General features: G+C 63.6%; 15 protein-coding genes. 10 read left to right on the forward strand and 5 right to left on the reverse strand.

Going from position 1 to position 16,085, the window contains the following annotated elements:
* The first annotated feature begins 4 nt into the window (after window positions 1–4).
* The gene (coaBC, locus tag F2982_RS07770) at window positions 5–1,216 is read left to right on the forward strand and encodes a bifunctional phosphopantothenoylcysteine decarboxylase/phosphopantothenate--cysteine ligase CoaBC (protein ID WP_203429717.1); all 1,212 of its coding nucleotides are present in this window, start codon (window positions 5–7) and stop codon (window positions 1,214–1,216) included.
* Here the strand turns inward: coaBC and F2982_RS07775 are convergent.
* Window positions 1,203–2,012 (reverse strand): class II glutamine amidotransferase, encoded by an 810-nt coding sequence (locus tag F2982_RS07775; RefSeq protein ID WP_203429718.1) that lies wholly within the window; start codon window positions 2,010–2,012, stop codon window positions 1,203–1,205. The two genes, coaBC and F2982_RS07775, sit on opposite strands and share 14 nt — an antisense overlap.
* 590 nt (window positions 2,013–2,602) lie before the next feature.
* Here F2982_RS07775 and F2982_RS07780 point away from each other — a divergent pair.
* From F2982_RS07780 to otsA, 5 genes are all read left to right on the forward strand, one after another.
* Window positions 2,603–3,280: a FadR/GntR family transcriptional regulator gene (locus tag F2982_RS07780; protein WP_203429719.1), complete on the forward strand. Its 678-nt coding sequence runs from the start codon at window positions 2,603–2,605 to the stop codon at window positions 3,278–3,280.
* 7 nt (window positions 3,281–3,287) lie between these two features.
* Entirely contained in the window at window positions 3,288–4,565 is a 1,278-nt protein-coding gene (locus tag F2982_RS07785) for an MFS transporter (protein WP_203430029.1), read from the forward strand.
* A 139-nt stretch (window positions 4,566–4,704) separates the two neighbouring features.
* Window positions 4,705–6,198 (forward strand): carboxypeptidase, encoded by a 1,494-nt coding sequence (locus F2982_RS07790; RefSeq protein ID WP_203429720.1) that lies wholly within the window; start codon window positions 4,705–4,707, stop codon window positions 6,196–6,198.
* A 57-nt stretch (window positions 6,199–6,255) separates the two neighbouring features.
* The gene (otsB, locus tag F2982_RS07795) at window positions 6,256–7,053 is read left to right on the forward strand and encodes a trehalose-phosphatase (protein WP_203429721.1); all 798 of its coding nucleotides are present in this window, start codon (window positions 6,256–6,258) and stop codon (window positions 7,051–7,053) included.
* Window positions 7,054–7,096: 43 nt separating this feature from the next.
* On the forward strand, window positions 7,097–8,470 hold the full coding sequence (gene otsA / locus F2982_RS07800; protein WP_203429722.1) for an alpha,alpha-trehalose-phosphate synthase (UDP-forming): 1,374 nt from the start codon (window positions 7,097–7,099) through the stop codon (window positions 8,468–8,470).
* A gap of 4 nt (window positions 8,471–8,474) precedes the next feature.
* On the opposite strand, the gene F2982_RS07805 is transcribed toward otsA, so the two are convergent.
* On the reverse strand, window positions 8,475–9,374 hold the full coding sequence (locus F2982_RS07805; protein ID WP_203429723.1) for a LysR substrate-binding domain-containing protein: 900 nt from the start codon (window positions 9,372–9,374) through the stop codon (window positions 8,475–8,477).
* Between the two features lie 124 nt (window positions 9,375–9,498).
* On the opposite strand from F2982_RS07805, the gene betC reads away from it, so the two are divergent.
* A complete protein-coding gene (gene betC / locus F2982_RS07810) occupies window positions 9,499–11,013 on the forward strand; it encodes a choline-sulfatase (RefSeq protein WP_203429724.1) in 1,515 nt (504 codons plus the stop codon).
* A gap of 15 nt (window positions 11,014–11,028) precedes the next feature.
* On the opposite strand, the gene F2982_RS07815 is transcribed toward betC, so the two are convergent.
* Window positions 11,029–12,612, reverse strand: a complete 1,584-nt coding sequence (locus F2982_RS07815; RefSeq protein WP_203430030.1) for a peptide chain release factor 3 — start codon at window positions 12,610–12,612, stop codon at window positions 11,029–11,031.
* Between the two features lie 91 nt (window positions 12,613–12,703).
* On the opposite strand from F2982_RS07815, the gene dut reads away from it, so the two are divergent.
* Together dut and F2982_RS07825 are read left to right on the forward strand one after the other, a co-directional pair.
* Window positions 12,704–13,174, forward strand: a complete 471-nt coding sequence (gene dut / locus F2982_RS07820) for a dUTP diphosphatase (protein ID WP_203429725.1) — start codon at window positions 12,704–12,706, stop codon at window positions 13,172–13,174.
* The gene (locus F2982_RS07825) at window positions 13,171–14,067 is read left to right on the forward strand and encodes a GNAT family N-acetyltransferase (protein WP_203429726.1); all 897 of its coding nucleotides are present in this window, start codon (window positions 13,171–13,173) and stop codon (window positions 14,065–14,067) included. Before dut ends, F2982_RS07825 begins: the two co-directional genes overlap by 4 nt.
* Here F2982_RS07825 and F2982_RS07830 read toward each other — a convergent pair whose 3' ends face one another.
* Window positions 14,068–14,517, reverse strand: coding sequence for an Lrp/AsnC family transcriptional regulator (locus F2982_RS07830; protein WP_203429727.1), 450 nt, complete (start codon window positions 14,515–14,517; stop codon window positions 14,068–14,070).
* Between the two features lie 112 nt (window positions 14,518–14,629).
* Between F2982_RS07830 and F2982_RS07835 the strand changes: the two genes are divergently transcribed.
* Entirely contained in the window at window positions 14,630–15,526 is an 897-nt protein-coding gene (locus tag F2982_RS07835; RefSeq protein ID WP_203429728.1) for a DMT family transporter, read from the forward strand.
* Here the strand turns inward: F2982_RS07835 and F2982_RS07840 are convergent.
* Window positions 15,516–16,073: a cysteine hydrolase family protein gene (locus F2982_RS07840; RefSeq protein WP_203429729.1), complete on the reverse strand. Its 558-nt coding sequence runs from the start codon at window positions 16,071–16,073 to the stop codon at window positions 15,516–15,518. The genes F2982_RS07835 and F2982_RS07840 overlap by 11 nt on opposite strands.
* Window positions 16,074–16,085 lie beyond the last annotated feature (12 nt).

Consider the following 16,085-nt stretch of genomic DNA (forward strand, 5'->3'; position numbering starts at 1 on the left):
GGCCATGGCTCTCAGCGGCAAACGCATCCTGCTTATCATCTCGGGCGGTATCGCAGCCTATAAGAACCTCGATCTGATCCGCAGATTGCGCGAGCGCGGCGCTTCGGTGCGTCCCGTCATGACATCGGGTGCGCAGGAATTTGTGACGCCGCTTGCTGTCGGCGCGCTGGCGGCCGATCATGTCTTCACCGATCTCTTCTCCCGGCAGGACGAGCAGGATGTCGGCCATATCCGGCTGGCGCGCGATTGCGATCTGGTGCTGATCGCGCCTGCGACCGCCGATCTTCTGGCAAAAATGGCGAACGGCCTTGCCGACGATCTTGCCTCCACCATTCTGCTCGCGACCGACAAGCCTGTGCTCGCCGCACCGGCGATGAACCCGCGCATGTGGGCGCATCCGGCGACGAAGCGCAATGTCGCGACGCTCGCTGCCGACGGCATCCGGATGATCGGACCGATGGCGGGAGAGATGGCGGAGAGCCGCGAGGCCGGCACCGGCCGCATGGCGGAGCCGCTGGAAATCGTCGCTGCCGCCGAAGCGCTGCTGGACGATGGCCCGAAGCCGCTGGCCGGACGCAAGGCCGTCGTAACGTCAGGGCCGACCCATGAGCCGATCGACCCGGTGCGCTACATCGCCAACCGCTCCTCGGGACGTCAGGGCCATGCGATTGCTGCAGCACTCGCGAAGCTCGGCGCAGATGTGACGCTTGTTTCCGGACCGGTGACCATTGCCGATCCGGTGGGCGTGAAGACCATCCATGTCGAGCGCGCCGAGGAGATGCGCGACGCGGTTCTGGCGGCACTGCCTGCGGACATCGCGGTGATGGTCGCCGCTGTCGCCGACTGGCGCGTGGCCTCGGCCGCCGACCAGAAGATCAAGAAGCAACCCGGCGAATCCATTCCGACGCTGGCGCTGACCGAAAACCCGGACATCCTGAAGACCGTCGGCCATCACACGATGCGGCCGAAGCTCGTCGTCGGCTTTGCAGCCGAGACGCAGGATGTGGAGAGCAATGCCAAGACCAAACTTGAGCGCAAGGGCGCCGACATGATCGTCGCCAACGACGTCTCTCCGGCAACCGGCATCATGGGCGGAACGCGCAACAGCGTGAAGCTGATCAGCCGCGGCGGCATCGAGCAATGGCCCGATATGGCGAAGGAAGAGGTGGCTGATAGGCTGGCGGCGGTGATCGCCGAGCGGCTCAGGCAGGGGTAGCGATATCGGCCTTGTTCGTGGCGCGCTGTTCCGGCCGGAACGGCACGACATGAATGCCTGTTTCGTTGATCGTCACGGCGCTGCCATCCGGGATTTCGGCCCAGGCATCGACATCGTCATTCAGCGGTTCGGAGACGAGGCAGTGCCCGTCGCGCATCGGCGAGGCATAGAGCGTCGGCGCCTTGCGATCCGTGGCGTAGCGGATGCCGTAGAGCGACTTGCCGTCGGAGAAAGCCGCGGTGAAGCGCAGGTGGACGCTGCCGAGCACGTTTTGCGAGAGGCCTTCGACGAAGCTCACCATTTCCGACATGGCAGCGACCGGCGCCTGACGCATACCGAACTGGAGCGCGAGCAGGAACATCAGTTCGGAGTCGGTCGTGCCGCTACGGGCATTGAAAAGCTCGTCGTCGAGCATGGCTTCCATTGCGCGGCGCAGGCGCTCGAAACCGCCGATCTGGCCGTTATGCATGAAGGACCAGTTTTCGTGCGTAAAGGGATGGCAATTGTCGCGGCGGGTGCCGCCGCCGGTGGCGGCGCGCACATGCGCGAGAAAAAGCGGCGAGCGGATCTGCCGCGCAAGGCTCTTCAGATTGCAATCGGACCAGGCGGGAAGGATATCGCGATATCTGCCCGGCTCCGGCCGGTCGCCATACCAGGCGATGCCGAAGCCATCGCCATTGGTGGCGGTCTTGGCGCGGGTGGCGCAATGGGATTGCTCGATCAGCGAATGCGCGGGCGAGGATACCAGCTCCTCCAGATAGAGGGGGTCTCCGCGATAGGCTGCCCAGCGACACATGCTCTTTGCTCCAGCCTGCCGTCTTGGCGGCAGAAAATGCCCGAAAACACGAGATCCGATTGTCGGGCGCGGTGGTAAATAAGGCCTTAAGGGCTACCGGAGTCGCAAGCCTTTATGACGGATTGTTGACGTTTCCCGCGATCGTCTGGCGCTGCTCACAACTTTTCTCGGCGCATGAGGTCGGTCTGCCACAGGGTGTCATCACTTTGATTTTTCTTAAATCTGCGTCGCAACGCTGCTCGAAGTCTTGGTGCGTCAGGCGGCACGGCACGGCTGCGGCCGGGTTTTTTCTTGCATCGCGGCCGAATCGGCCTACCTTTAAGTCATGTTCAACGAAACGAAAGGAAGGTGATCCAATGTCTAATGAGATTTCGGTCTTTGTAGCAGGCTTGGAAGTGGTGATGAAAGCGGGGCAGCCCTCGCTCTAAAGCCAGCCTTCCTAGGACCGCCTGACGGTCCGGCCAGTTCAAGGCCAAACTCATGGAAAGGGTCGCGAAAGCGGCCCTTTTTCCATTTCTGCAGAAAGCATTTGACGGCATGAGCCCATGGTCATATTCATAAAGTCATCTGATGACTTTATGAATATGACCATGCAACCGCTCAGCAAGACCAATCTGGCCGAGACCGCGATCGAGGCGATCCGCAGCGAGATCCTCGCCAAGCGCTGGGCCGTCGGCGACAAACTGCCGAACGAAACGGCACTCTGCGGCATGCTCTCCGTCAGCCGCGGCACGGTGCGCGAGGCCGTGCGCGTTCTGGTGTCGCAGGGCTATCTCGAGACCCGACAGGGTTCGGGCACCTACGTTCTCTCGACGACCGACAGCAGCATGCCGCTGACCATGGCGCGGCGGGCGGGCCTTCGCGACCAGTTCGAGGCGCGCTGCGCGCTCGATGTCGAGGCCGCCCGGCTTGCCAGCATCCGGCAGACACCTGCCGTCATCGCCGGGTTGCGAGCCCTGCTCGAAGAGCGCGGCAACTACGATGGCGGCGACAAGGCCGCCTTCATCGCTCGCGATCTCGCCTTCCACAAGGCGGTCATCGCCGCCGCGCAGAACCGCGCGATGATCGAGATCTACGACTTCTTCTCGGCGTCGATTGCCGAAACCATCGAAGCGACGCTCGGGCAGGATGTGCCCGAGCCTGACATGCCGGCGCATGCCGCCATTATCGATGCCATCGAAACTGGCGATCCCGAAAAGGCCGATGCGGCGGTGCGCCGCTTCATGGCCCCGGTGATCGCCGCACTGGACCGGATGCTCCTGTCATGACCACTCCCTGAATGATGCCACGCACGCCTTCGATGCGGCGAGCGAACAGCTGATCGATGCCGAAACTGATAGCGTGCCGCCGGTGCAGCCACCCGCGGCGATGTCTTCGACCGCGCGTATCCTGCTCGGTGTCAGCCTCGTATTGATCGCCTTCAACCTGCGGCCGGTGTTCTCCAGCGCCTCGGCGCTGCTGCCGGAAATCCGCTCCGGGCTTGGCCTTTCGCCGCTCGGCGCCAGCCTGCTGACCACGCTTCCTGTCGTCTGCCTTGGCGCCTTTTCGCCGTTGGCACCGCGGCTGGCGCAGCGCGTCGGTTCCGAACGGACGCTGCTCGGCGTCATCTTCCTTCTGGCGCTCGGAACGGCGATGCGCGGACTCGATTCGATCCCGCTGCTGTTTCTCGGCACGGCGATCGCCGGTGGCTGCATCGCCGTCGGCAACGTGTTGCTGCCAGGTCTGGTGAAGCGCGACTTTGCCGATCGTGCAGCGCTGATGACCGGCTGCTACACGATGGCGCTTTGCGCCGGCGCGGCGAGTGCCGCCGGGCTGACCTTGCCGATCGAGCATGCGCTCGGCGGTTCGCTTTCGGGCGCATTGGCCGCTTGGGCTGTTCCGGCCGTCGTCGTCGGACTGATCTGGCTGCCGCAGGTTATCAGCACCAAGAATGTCGTGAAGCGCAGCGGCTTCCGCGTCGAGGGTCTGTGGCGCGACAGGCTTGCCTGGCAGGTGACGCTGTTCATGGGCCTGCAATCGGCCCTCGCCTATTGCGTTTTTGGCTGGCTGGTTCCGATCCTGCGTGAGCGCGGCCTCGACGGCGTCACGGCCGGTGCGATCGTCTCCATGTCGGTCATGGTACAGGCCGCCGCATGCCTGGTGGCGCCGCAGATCGCCGTGCGCGGCAGGGATCAGCGGATGATCAATGCTTCGCTCTGCGTTATCGCCGTCATTGCGCTCCTCGGCCTGCTCTTTGCGCCGCTGTCCACCGTCTGGCTCTGGGCAGCGCTGCAGGGCGTCGGCCAGGGCGGCCTGATTGCGGTGGCGATGACGGCGATCGTGTTGCGCTCGAAGGACTCGCATGTTGCGGCCCATCTTTCCGGCATGGCGCAATGCGTCGGCTATCTGCTGGCGGCGATCGGCCCGCTGATCGTCGGCATGATCCGCAGCTGGACGGGGAGCTTTGCCTGGTGCGCGGTCCTGTTCATCGCCCTCGGCCTCGGCGCTGCCATCAACGGCTGGTATGCCGGGCGCGCGCTGCAGGTCAATGCGAGGACGATCGAGACGCCTTGATCGCGGTTGCTGCGGGGATGAGCTATGCTCACCTCGGGGGGATGAGCTATGCTCACCCGGGATCACCATGTCTTGATGAGTCTCCACGGCGGGGGATGATACCCTATCTCAGGCTCTACCTACCGCCGGAGGAGATCATTTGCTGTTGCGCTCGCTGACGCTGACCATCGCCCTTACACTCTCGCTTGCCGCCGCACCGGCCTTTTCTGAGGAGCGGCCGGGTGTTCTGAAGTTGCTTCCGCAGGATGCCGTCACCGAACACGAGGCGACGATCGGCGGCCGGAAACTGGATTATACGGCAACGGCCGGGACGCTCGATCTGTTCGGCCAGGACGGCAACCAGACCGGAGCGATCTTCTACACAGCCTATACCGCAAAGAATGCCGGTGCGAACCGGCCGCTTACCTTTGCCTTCAATGGCGGGCCGGGCGCCGCGTCCGCCTTTCTGCATCTCGGCCTCGTCGGTCCGCGTATCCTCGATTTCGGACCGCAGGCGCGCGATGGCGCCCACGCGAAGCTCACCGACAATCCCGAGAGTTGGCTGGATTTCACCGATCTCGTGTTGATCGATCCCATCGGCACCGGCTGGAGCCGGACGGCAAAGGCCGATGACGCCAAGGACTATTATAGCGTCGGCTCGGATGCGCAGAGCATTGCCAAGGCGATCTCCCTTTACGTCGCCCACAACAACCGTGCGGCCTCGCCGAAGTACCTGCTCGGCGAGAGCTATGGCGGCTTCCGCGCCGCAAAGGTGGCCGGAGCGCTACAGGAGAGCCAGGGTATTATCGTTGCCGGGGCGATCATGCTGTCGCCGCTGCTCGAGGCGCAGCTGATGTTCAATGCGGACGAGTTCGCTCTCGGCGCTGCTCTCGAACTTCCCTCGCTCGCCGCAGCAGAGATGGACCGGCGCGGCGCTTTCTCAGCGGAGAAACAGACCGAGGCCGAGCGCTTTGCGCTGGGAGACTATCTGACGACCCTCGTGGGGCCTGAGCCTTCCGGCGATGCGGCCAAGGCATTCTATGCCAAGGTTTCCGGACTGACCGGAATTCCGGAAGACGTCGTGACCCGCAGCCGCGGTTTCCTCGGCAACGCCTTTGCGAAGAATTCCGGCAAGGAAAAGGGTGAGGTGATGAGCCCTTACGATGCCGGGTTTGCCTCGCCCGATCCCTATCCTGAATCCGATTACGATCGCGGCGACGACGCCATTCTCGACGGATTCACGCGCGCCTATGGCGGCGCCTTTAGCGACTACGCCCGCAACGAACTGGGCTTCAAGACCGAGATGACCTATTCGCTGCTCGACAACGATGTGAACCGGCAATGGGAATGGGGCGGACGCGGCGGCGGATCGCGCCTGCAGGCGAGCGTCACCGGCGATATCCGGCAGCTCCTGGCATCGAACCCGAGCTTTCATCTGCTGATAGCCCATGGCTACAGCGATCTCGTGACGCCCTATGGCGTCAGCCGCTATGTCGTCGATCACCTGCCGCAGAGCCTTGCCAAGGATCGCGTGCAGCTCGACGTCTATCGCGGCGGCCACATGTTCTACACCAATGCGGACCAACGGGCGGCTTTCACGGCAGATGCGAAGGCATTCTACGCCAAGAACGGCGGCATCCAGCCAAGCGACTAGGGTTCGAGACCGGACAAATAGGGTTGCCGCTTGGGAGCGCTGACATAGATAGACCTCATGTCCTATCAAAAGCAGCCGCTTGTCATCGCGGAGCCGGATGCGGCTTCAGGCGAGGACTCCATCTTTGCCGCGCTGACCAATGCTCCAGATTCCTGGGCCCTGTTTCTCGACATCGACGGCACGCTGCTCGACCTTGCGGAGACGCCTGACGGCATCGTCGTGCCGCCGGAGCTTCCCGGCCAGCTCGAAACCCTTTCCGCAAGGCTTGGCGGCGCATTGGCGCTGGTAACCGGACGGGGCCTTTCCTATGCCGACCGGCTGTTTGCACCGCTTCGCTTCCCGATCGCCGGGCTTCATGGCGCCGAACGCCGCGCCGCCGACGGGTCGGTGACGACAGCCAAGGCGACGGCGGAATTCGAGGCGCTGAAAGCCGATCTCGTACGCCAGACACAGGGCTGGCCTGGCGTCCTCATCGAAAACAAGGGAGCGGCTGTTGCCGCGCATTACCGGCTGGCGCCGGATCGGGAAATCGATCTCGAACCGCTGATGCAGCAGGCGCTCGACCGCGCCGGGCCTGATTGGCACATGCAGTATGGCAAGATGGTGATCGAGATCCGCCCTTCCAGCGCCGACAAGGGACATGCCGTCGAAGCTTTCCTGGCGCAGCCCCCCTTTAAGGGCCGCCGCGCCATCGCGATCGGCGACGATGTGACCGACGAGGCGATGTTCCGCGCGGTCAACCCTCTCGGTGGCCTGTCGATCCGTGTCGGGCCGCTCTCGCCCGCAAGCGAAGCGAAAGCATCGATCGCCTCCGCGGCAGCCCTTCGCGGCGTCATCGCCCGGCTGGCGGCGTGAACCATTTGAGCATCAAAACCATTTCCATGAAAAGGACTGAACCATGAGCCGTCTCGTCGTCGTTTCCAATCGCGTTCCCGTTCCCGACAAGGGCGGAATTGCGCCGGCCGGCGGCCTTGCCGTTGCGCTGAAAGCAGCGCTCGAAGAGCGCGGCGGCATCTGGATGGGCTGGTCGGGGAAATCGAGCGGCGAGCAGGAACCGGAGAAGCTCGCGGAAATTCAGCAGGGTAACATCACCTATGCGCTGACCGACCTGACCGACACCGATGTCGAGGAATATTATCACGGCTTTGCCAACCGCGTGCTCTGGCCAATCTGCCATTACCGGCTGGATCTGGCCGAATACGGGCGCAAGGAAATGGCCGGATATTTCCGCGTCAACCGCTTCTTCGCGCATCGGCTGGCGCCGCTGATCAAGCCTGATGATGTCATCTGGGTGCACGACTATCACCTGATCCCGCTTGCCGCCGAGCTGCGGCAGATGGGACTGAAGAACAAGATCGGCTTCTTCCTGCACATTCCCTGGCCGCCAGCCGATGTGCTCTTCACCATGCCGGTCCACGAGGAGATCATGCGCGGCCTCTCGCATTACGATCTCGTCGGCTTCCAGACCGATCATGATCTCGAAAACTTTGCCGGCTGTCTGCGCCGCGAAGGGATCGGCGACGAGCTTGGTGGCGGGCGCTTCAGCTCGCACGGCAGGACATTCAAGGGCGGCGCCTATTCGATCGGTATCGAGACCGCTGCCTTCGCCGAATTCGCCCGCAAGTCCTCGACGCACAGCATGGTGCGCAAGGCGCGCGAGAGCGTCGAGGGCCGCAGCCTGATCATCGGCGTTGACCGGCTCGACTATTCCAAGGGTCTGACGCAGCGCATCGACGCCTTCGAGAGCTTCATCAAGGCCAATCCGGCGCAGCAGGGGCATGTGACCTATCTGCAGATCACTCCGAAATCCCGCTCCGAAGTGCCGGAATACGAGGCGATGCAGCGCACCGTCGCCGAACAGGCCGGACGGGTGAACGGCGCGCTCGGATCGGTGGATTGGGTGCCTATCCGCTACATCAACCGCTCCGTCGGCCGCCATATCCTTGCCGGGCTCTACCGTCTTGGCCGTGTCGGGCTGGTGACGCCGCTGCGCGACGGGATGAACCTTGTCGCCAAGGAATATGTGGCGGCGCAGGACCCCGGCGATCCTGGCGTTCTCGTGCTGTCGCGCTTTGCGGGTGCGGCTCGCGAATTGAAGGGGGCGCTGCTCGTCAATCCCTACGATGTCGAAGGAACCGCCAATGCCCTAGCGCGTGCGCTGAGCATGCCGCTCGACGAGCGGAAGGAGCGCTGGAAGAAGATGATGGATCATCTCCTGGAATTCGACGTCTCCCGCTGGTGCAAGGATTTCCTGAAAGATCTCGGCGCCTGACTTTTCAGTGTGCCGCCTCGGCCTGCAGCCATTCCACCAGGCTTTCCGTCTCCGCGGTCTTCTCGCGCGGCGGGATCAGCCAGTAGCCGCGATCAGCCGCCTCCAGAGCCGGTCCGGCGGCGACCAGCATGCCGGAGGCCAGAAGCGAATCCACTAAGCCCATCCAGCCAATGGCAATCCCCTGCTCGCCGACGGCCGCCTGGACGACGAGCGAGTAGGTGTTGAAGCTCATTTCACCCGGCGCCGCCGAGCCGTCACGGCGCAGACCGAGCTCGGCAAAATAGCTCGGCCAGTCGAACCAGGGTGAAGCGCCGGGCACGTCGAGATGCAGCAGGCGTGCTCCCGGCAGCTCGTGTGCCGCGCCGAACGGCCCGTGTCTTGTCATGAACCCCGGCGAGCAGACCGGGACGACCTTTTCCGGCATCAGCAGGATGCCGTGCGCGCCGAAATCGCGCCCGCTGCCGAAGACGATCGCCGCATCATGGCGGTCCGGCATCGGCCGCTCGACGAACTGGGTGGCGACGATCTGGATATCGAGGCCGGGGTGGCGCTGGCCGAAAGCATGCATGCGCGGGATCAGCCAGAGCGAGGAGAAGGCATAATCGGTATGCAGGCGGAGCGTCAGGCGCTCGGCCTCGTTGCGGAAGCTGCGCACCAGCGTGTCGACATCCGCAACCGTGCGCGAGGCGATATCGAAGAGACGGCGGCCCTCCGCCGTCAATTCGACGCCGCGATGACGGCGCTCCAGCAGGCTGACCCGCATCTGCTCTTCGAGACGGCGGATCTGATAGCTGACGGCAGGCTGCGTGAGCCCTAGCGCCTCGGCCGCCGACGACAGGTTTCCGAGCCTGCCGGCTTCAGCCAGAATGCGCAGCCATCCGAGATCAACCGGCCGATCAGCCATAAAAATTCCTTTTGTCACGCATCGAAAGAATTCAGCTTCACAAGGATGCACAGCCGTTGTTCAATAAAATGATCGAATAGCAGGCGAAGCGCAACGGCCTTCGAAACACAGGCAGGACAACAGCATGACGCGCCCGAATATCCTCATCCTCATGGTGGACCAGTTCAACGGCACCTTCTTCCCTGACGGTCCCGCGGACTTCCTGCATGCGCCGCATCTGAAGGCGCTCGCCAAGCGCTCGGTGCGTTTTGCCAACAGCTATACGGCGAGCCCGCTCTGCGCGCCCGCCCGCGCCTCCTTCATGTCCGGCCAGCTGCCGAGCCGGACGCGCGTCTACGACAACGCCGCCGAATTCGCCTCCGATATCCCGACCTATGCGCATCATCTGCGGGCGGCCGGCTATCACACGGCGCTTTCGGGCAAGATGCATTTCGTCGGGCCGGACCAGTTGCACGGCTTCGAGGAGCGGCTGACAACCGATATCTATCCGGCCGATTTCGGCTGGACGCCCGACTATACGAAGCCCGGCGAGCGGATCGACTGGTGGTACCACAATCTCGGCTCGGTGACCGGCGCCGGCGTGGCCGAGATCACCAACCAGATGGAATATGACGACGAGGTTGCCTACAACGCGACCCGCAAGCTCTACGACCTCTCACGCCGCCAGGACGACCGTCCCTGGTGCCTGACGGTGAGCTTCACGCATCCGCACGACCCCTATGTGGCGCGGCGGAAATTCTGGGACCTCTACGAGGATTGCCCGGCACTCGACCCCGAAGTGCCCGCCCTACCCTTCGACGAACTCGATCCGCATTCGCAGCGCCTGCTCGAAGCCTGCGACTACAAGGCTTTCGACATCACGCCTGAGCAGATCCGCCGCGCGCGGCGCGGCTATTTCGCCAATACCTCCTATGTCGACGAGAAGGTCGGAGAGATCCTCGACGTGCTCGAGCGCAGCCGGATGGCCGAGGATACGATCATTCTCTTCGTTTCGGACCATGGCGACATGCTCGGCGAGCGTGGGCTCTGGTTCAAGATGTGCTTCTTCGACGGCTCGTCGCGGGTGCCGCTGATGATCAGCGCTCCGGGCTGGGACCCGGCGCTGATCACGCAGCCGGTCTCGACACTCGACGTGACGCCGACGCTCGCCGGCCTTGCCGGTCTCGATATCACCTCCTTGAAGAAATGGACCGATGGCGAGGATCTGGCGCCGCTCGCCAAGGGCACCGGCAGCCGCAACCCGGTTCCGATGGAATATGCCGCGGAAGGCTCGATCACGCCGCTCGTCGCCATCCGCGACGGCCGCTACAAGCTGTCGCTTTGCGACGCCGACCCGGCAATGCTTTTCGACCTTGATGCTGATCCGCACGAGCTGACCAACCTCGCAGAAGACCCTAGGCATGCGGAAGCGTTGAGCCGGCTAAAGGCACAGGCGGACGCGCGCTGGAGCCTGCCAACCTATGATGCCGCAGTGCGCGAGAGCCAGGCGCGGCGCTGGGTGGTTTACGAGGCGCTGCGCAACGGCGCCTATTATCCCTGGGACTACCAGCCGCTGCAGAAGGCCTCGGAGCGCTACATGCGCAACCACATGGACCTCAACGTGCTGGAAGAAAGCAAGCGCTATCCGCGCGGGGAGTGACCCGCGCGGCTGGTATCACGCCGCCTTGGCGACGTGATATTCCTTGATGGCGTCCATCTTGATGTCGGGGTAGCGCTCGGACTCGTAACGGAGCGAGAAGCTGTCCTGCGCCAGGAAGACCGGGTCGCCATCGAGATCGCGGGCGATATCGCCGCGCTTGACAGTGAGGAACTTATCGAGCTCCGCCGGCTTTTCCGACGAGACCCAACGGCACACAGAGAAGCGCGACATTTCGAAGGAGACCGGCAGGCCATATTCCTGCTGCAGGCGCTCCTTGAGAACGTCGAGCTGCAGGGCGCCGACGACGCCGACGATTGCCGGTGAGCCATCCTCCGGCGAGAACAGCTGGACGACGCCTTCTTCGGCCATCTGCTGCAGCGCTTCCTTCAGCTTCTTCGCCTTCATCGCATCTTCCAGGCGCACGCGGCGCAGGATTTCCGGCGAGAAGTTCGGAACGCCCTGGAAGACCAGCGCTTCGCCTTCGGTCAGCGTATCGCCGATGCGTAGCGTGCCGTGGTTCGGAATGCCGACGACATCGCCGGCATAGGCGGTATCGGCCAGCTGGCGCTGCGAGGCGAAGAAGAACTGCGGTGCCGTGAGGCCGAGCTGCTTGCCGGTGCGCGCCAGGCGCGCCTTCATGCCGCGCTCCAGCTTGCCGGAGCAGATGCGGGCAAACGCGATACGGTCGCGATGGTTCGGGTCCATGTTCGCCTGGATCTTGAAGACGAAGGCGGTCATCTTGTCTTCATTGGCATGGACGGTGCGGATGTCCGCAACCTGATCGCGCGGCGGCGGAGCGAACTCGCCGAGCGCGTTGATGAGATCGCGAACGCCGAAATTGCGCAACGCCGAGCCGAAGAAGACGGGCGTCATATGGCCTTCGAGGAAAGCCTGACGGTCGAACGGGCGGCAGGCTTCGATCGCCAGCTCCGTCTCGTCGATGAAGGCCTGGCGCTCGTTTTCCGGTAGGCGGTTGGCGACGCTCTGCGGCCCGTTGACCGGCGTGCCCTCGACTTCGGTATCGGAGCCGCGGACGGTGTTAGCGGCGATGTTGTAAGAGCCGCAGAATGTCTTCGAACGGCCGATCGGCCAGGTGATTGGGGCGGTATCCAGCGCCAGCTTCTCTTCGACCTCATCGAGGATCTCGAAGGGATCGCGGCTTTCGCGGTCCATCTTGTTAATGAAGGTGATGATCGGGATGTCGCGCATGCGGCAGACTTCGAACAGCTTCAGCGTCCGCGGCTCGATACCCTTGGCGGCATCGATGACCATGACGGCAGCATCCACCGCCGTCAGCGTGCGGTAGGTGTCGTCGGCGAAGTCTTCGTGACCGGGCGTGTCGAGGATGTTGAAGACGTTGTCGTCATATTCGAAGGTCATGACCGAGGTGACGACCGAGATGCCGCGCTCGCGCTCGATCTTCATCCAGTCGGAGCGCGTCTGGATGCGGTCCTTCTTCGCCTTGACTTCACCGGCGAGCTGAATGGCGCCGCCGAACAGCAGCAGCTTTTCGGTGAGCGTCGTCTTGCCCGCGTCCGGGTGCGCGATAATAGCGAATGTGCGGCGGCGGGAGACCGCCTCGGCGAGTGTTTCGGCCATCATGTGAATCCTGTGGAATTGCGGGCTATCTAGCGATTTAGGCCGGGCTTTGCAATTGACCTTCGGCGGCCGGACGCAAAGTAATGCCCCCATGAACATCCAAAGCGACCTCCGCCCGAAGCTCAACCTCGTCCGCCTGGCAAATGGCGAAGGATTGGACCTGCCCTCCTACGAAACATCGGGGGCAGCCGGTATGGACCTGCGCGCGGCCGTCGATGAGGGCGCACCGATGACGCTGGCGCCGGGCAAGCGCGCGCTTGTGCCGACCGGATTCATCTTCGAAGTGCCCGACGGTTTCGAGGCGCAGATCCGCCCGCGTTCCGGGCTTGCCTTCAAGAACGGTATCACCTGCCTCAACACGCCCGGCACCATCGACAGCGATTACCGCGGCGAAGTGAAGGTTCTGCTGATCAATCTCGGCGAAGAGCCTTTCGAGATCAGCCGTGGCATGCGCATTGCCCAGATGGTGATTGCGCCCGTTACCCAGGTGCGCGTTGGAGAGATTACCGAGACGAGCGCCACGGCGCGCGGCGCGGGTGGCTTCGGCTCCACCGGCGTATGAGCGCCGCGGCGGACACGACGGGCCTCACTTTCCGGCAGGATTATTTTGCGGACCACGCTGCGTGGCGGGCGCTGGTCTCGCTTCTCCATGACACGTTCGGCATCGACATCGGGCCGCTGATGCAGCTCGGCGGACCGGATGCGACAAGTATGCCGTTCGGCTGGTTTGCGGGGGACGGGACGCTGGCCGCCAATCTCTCTGCCTTCGCCGTGCCTCTCTTGATCAACGGCCGCCGGATCAATGCGGCCGGCCTGCAATCCGGCGCGGTGCGGCCGCCCTGGCGCGGGCGCGGCCTTTATCGCGATGTGACGACGAAGGCGCTCGACTGGTGCGCAACGCAAGGCTTCGAGGCCATCGTGCTCTATACCGACAAGGCGGCGCTCTATGAGCCCTATGGCTTCCGGACCCTGCCGATGCATAGCTTCAGCGGCGATGCGCCAGTGCCTCTTGGCGCCGCGGAATGCCGATCGATCGATCCGGGCAATCCGGATGATTTCGCCTTGCTGCAGGACCTGTTGGCACGACGCGAGCCGGTCTCCGATGCGCTTGCCGTCGCCTCAAGCCCGGCGATGTTCCTGATCAATACACAGCTCGACCCCGATGTGAGGCTCACCTTCATAGAGCAGCTGCCGGCCGTTATCGCCTGGAAGCTCGATGGCGGGACATTGATCCTACTCGACGTGCTCGCCGCGTCGATTCCGCCGCTGGCCGCCATTCTGGGCGGACTCGGCGTTCGGCCTGACCGGATCGAGGCACTGTTCCGCCCTGACAAGCTTGGCTGGAATGGCGAGCCCACGCCGGTTTCGGCGCATGGGACACATTTCATGATCCGCGGCCTGGACGGTCTGGCGCTGGATGCGCCGGCCATGCTTTCGCCGATGGCGGATTTCTGATCAGACCGGCGGCAGGCGGCGCTTGACCGGCGATGACTTGATCATCGACGTGTTGGTCTCCGCGCGTTCCGCGATCTTGTCGAGGATGCGGTCCAGCTCCCCCATCGAGCGTACGACCAGCCGGGCGATAAAGCAATCGTCGCCCGTCACCTTGTCGCATTCGATGAATTCGGGAATCTCCTGGATGAGCTTCTCGACGATGTGCAGCTGGCCTGGAAGCGGGCGGACGCGGACGATCGCCTGCAGGGGGTAGCCAACTGCGGCCGGATCGATGTCGATGGTGAAGGCCCGGATGATGCCGCGCTCCTCCAGGCGCCGCAGACGCTCGGCCGCGCTCGGCGAGGACATGCCGGCCGCCTGGGCGAGTTCTTTCAGGGACAGGCGGGAATTGACGGCGAGCGCATCCAGCAGCTTCTGGTCCGTTTCGTCTATTCTATCAGAATTAGCCATATCGCCTCCTTCGCCTAAATTTATTAGGCCAGATGCTTCCCTTTTGCGTCGCACGATATAGAGACGGCTCTGGTTGCGCAATAATCTGCGTTTCCATCAAGGGAGAGTTTCGATGCAGAGCGAGATCAAACGCGGAAGTGCGGAAATGACAGCGGCGATGCTGATTTCGGGCAGCATCGCCTGGTTCGTCGTGATGTCGGGCCAGCCGGTCGGCAATGTCGTGTTCTGGCGCTGCCTGTTCGGGGCAATCACCCTGCTCGTGATCTGTGCTGTGCTCGGGCTTCTCAATCCGCGGCTTCTGTCGCTGAAAAGCTTCGGTATCGCTGTCTTTGGCGGCGTCGCCATCGTGCTGAACTGGCTGCTGCTGTTTGCCTCCTATTCGCATGCGTCGATCTCGATCTCCACGACGGTCTACAACACCCAGCCTTTCATGCTGCTGGCGCTGGGCGCCGCCTTTCTCGGCGAAAAGATCACTGGCACCAAGCTTTTCTGGCTGGGGCTTGCCTTCGCGGGCATGATGGCGATCGTCGAGGCTAAGCCGGATAGCGGTGTTGTTACCGGCAGCTACGGCCTGGGGATCGCCTTGGCACTTGGTGCCGCCTTCTTCTATGCGCTGGCAGCGCTGGCGGCCAAATGGCTGAAGGGCACGCCGCCGCATCTGATCGCGCTCATCCAGGTTTCGACCGGCATTCTGATGTTGGCGCCTTTTGTAGACTTCTCGGCCCTGCCGGCGACATCAGGAACCTGGTCGCAGCTGGTCACTATGGGCGTCGTTCATACGGGGCTGATGTATGTGCTGCTCTACGGCGCGATCCAGAAGCTGCCGACGCATCTGACGGGCGCGCTGTCCTTCATCTATCCGATCGCGGCGATCGCCGTCGATCGCATTGCCTTCGGCCACGCGCTGCAGCCGCTGCAGGTGATCGGTGCCGCGATCATCCTTCTCGCAGCCGCCGGTATGAATCTCGGCTGGACGCCGGGGCAGCTTCTGCGTGCGGTCAGAAGCTGATATCGGCGGCTTTCGACAACTTGACGCCATGCGCGCCGGCGCCGACGCCGCCGAGTACCGCATTGTGATGCGCGATGATCTGTTCGAAGCCGAGCACGCCGTTATCGCCGCTCATGTGGCCGTCGGATATCAGCGTGACATCGAAGCCGAGCGAGACGGCGCGGCGCACCGATGTATCGATACAGAAGGGCGTGACGCAGCCGCCGATGACGAGATGGGTGATGCCACGGCTGCGCAGTTCCGCCTCAAGCGGCGTTTCGAAGAAGGCGTCGCAGGCTTCCTTGTTGATCAGCAGTTCGCCCGGCAAGGGCGCCACTTCCGCCCTGATTTCCCAGCCCTTGCTGCCCCTGGCGATCGGGTCGCCCTCGGCCTCGTCATGCTGGACGATAATGACTGGGACGGTTTCCGACCGGGCTTTGCCGAGCACCGCTGCCAGCCGCCTGGTCACGCCGTCATAGGCTTGCTGGATCACCGGCACGCGGTCGTCAGCACCCATGCCTTCGAGCACGGCATTCTGGATATCGATCAGCAGCAAGGCCTTCGTCATGTCATCCCCCAT

It is taken from the genome of Rhizobium sp. BG4 (assembly GCF_016864575.1).
In the GTDB taxonomy this organism is placed as follows: Bacteria; Pseudomonadota; Alphaproteobacteria; order Rhizobiales; family Rhizobiaceae; genus Rhizobium.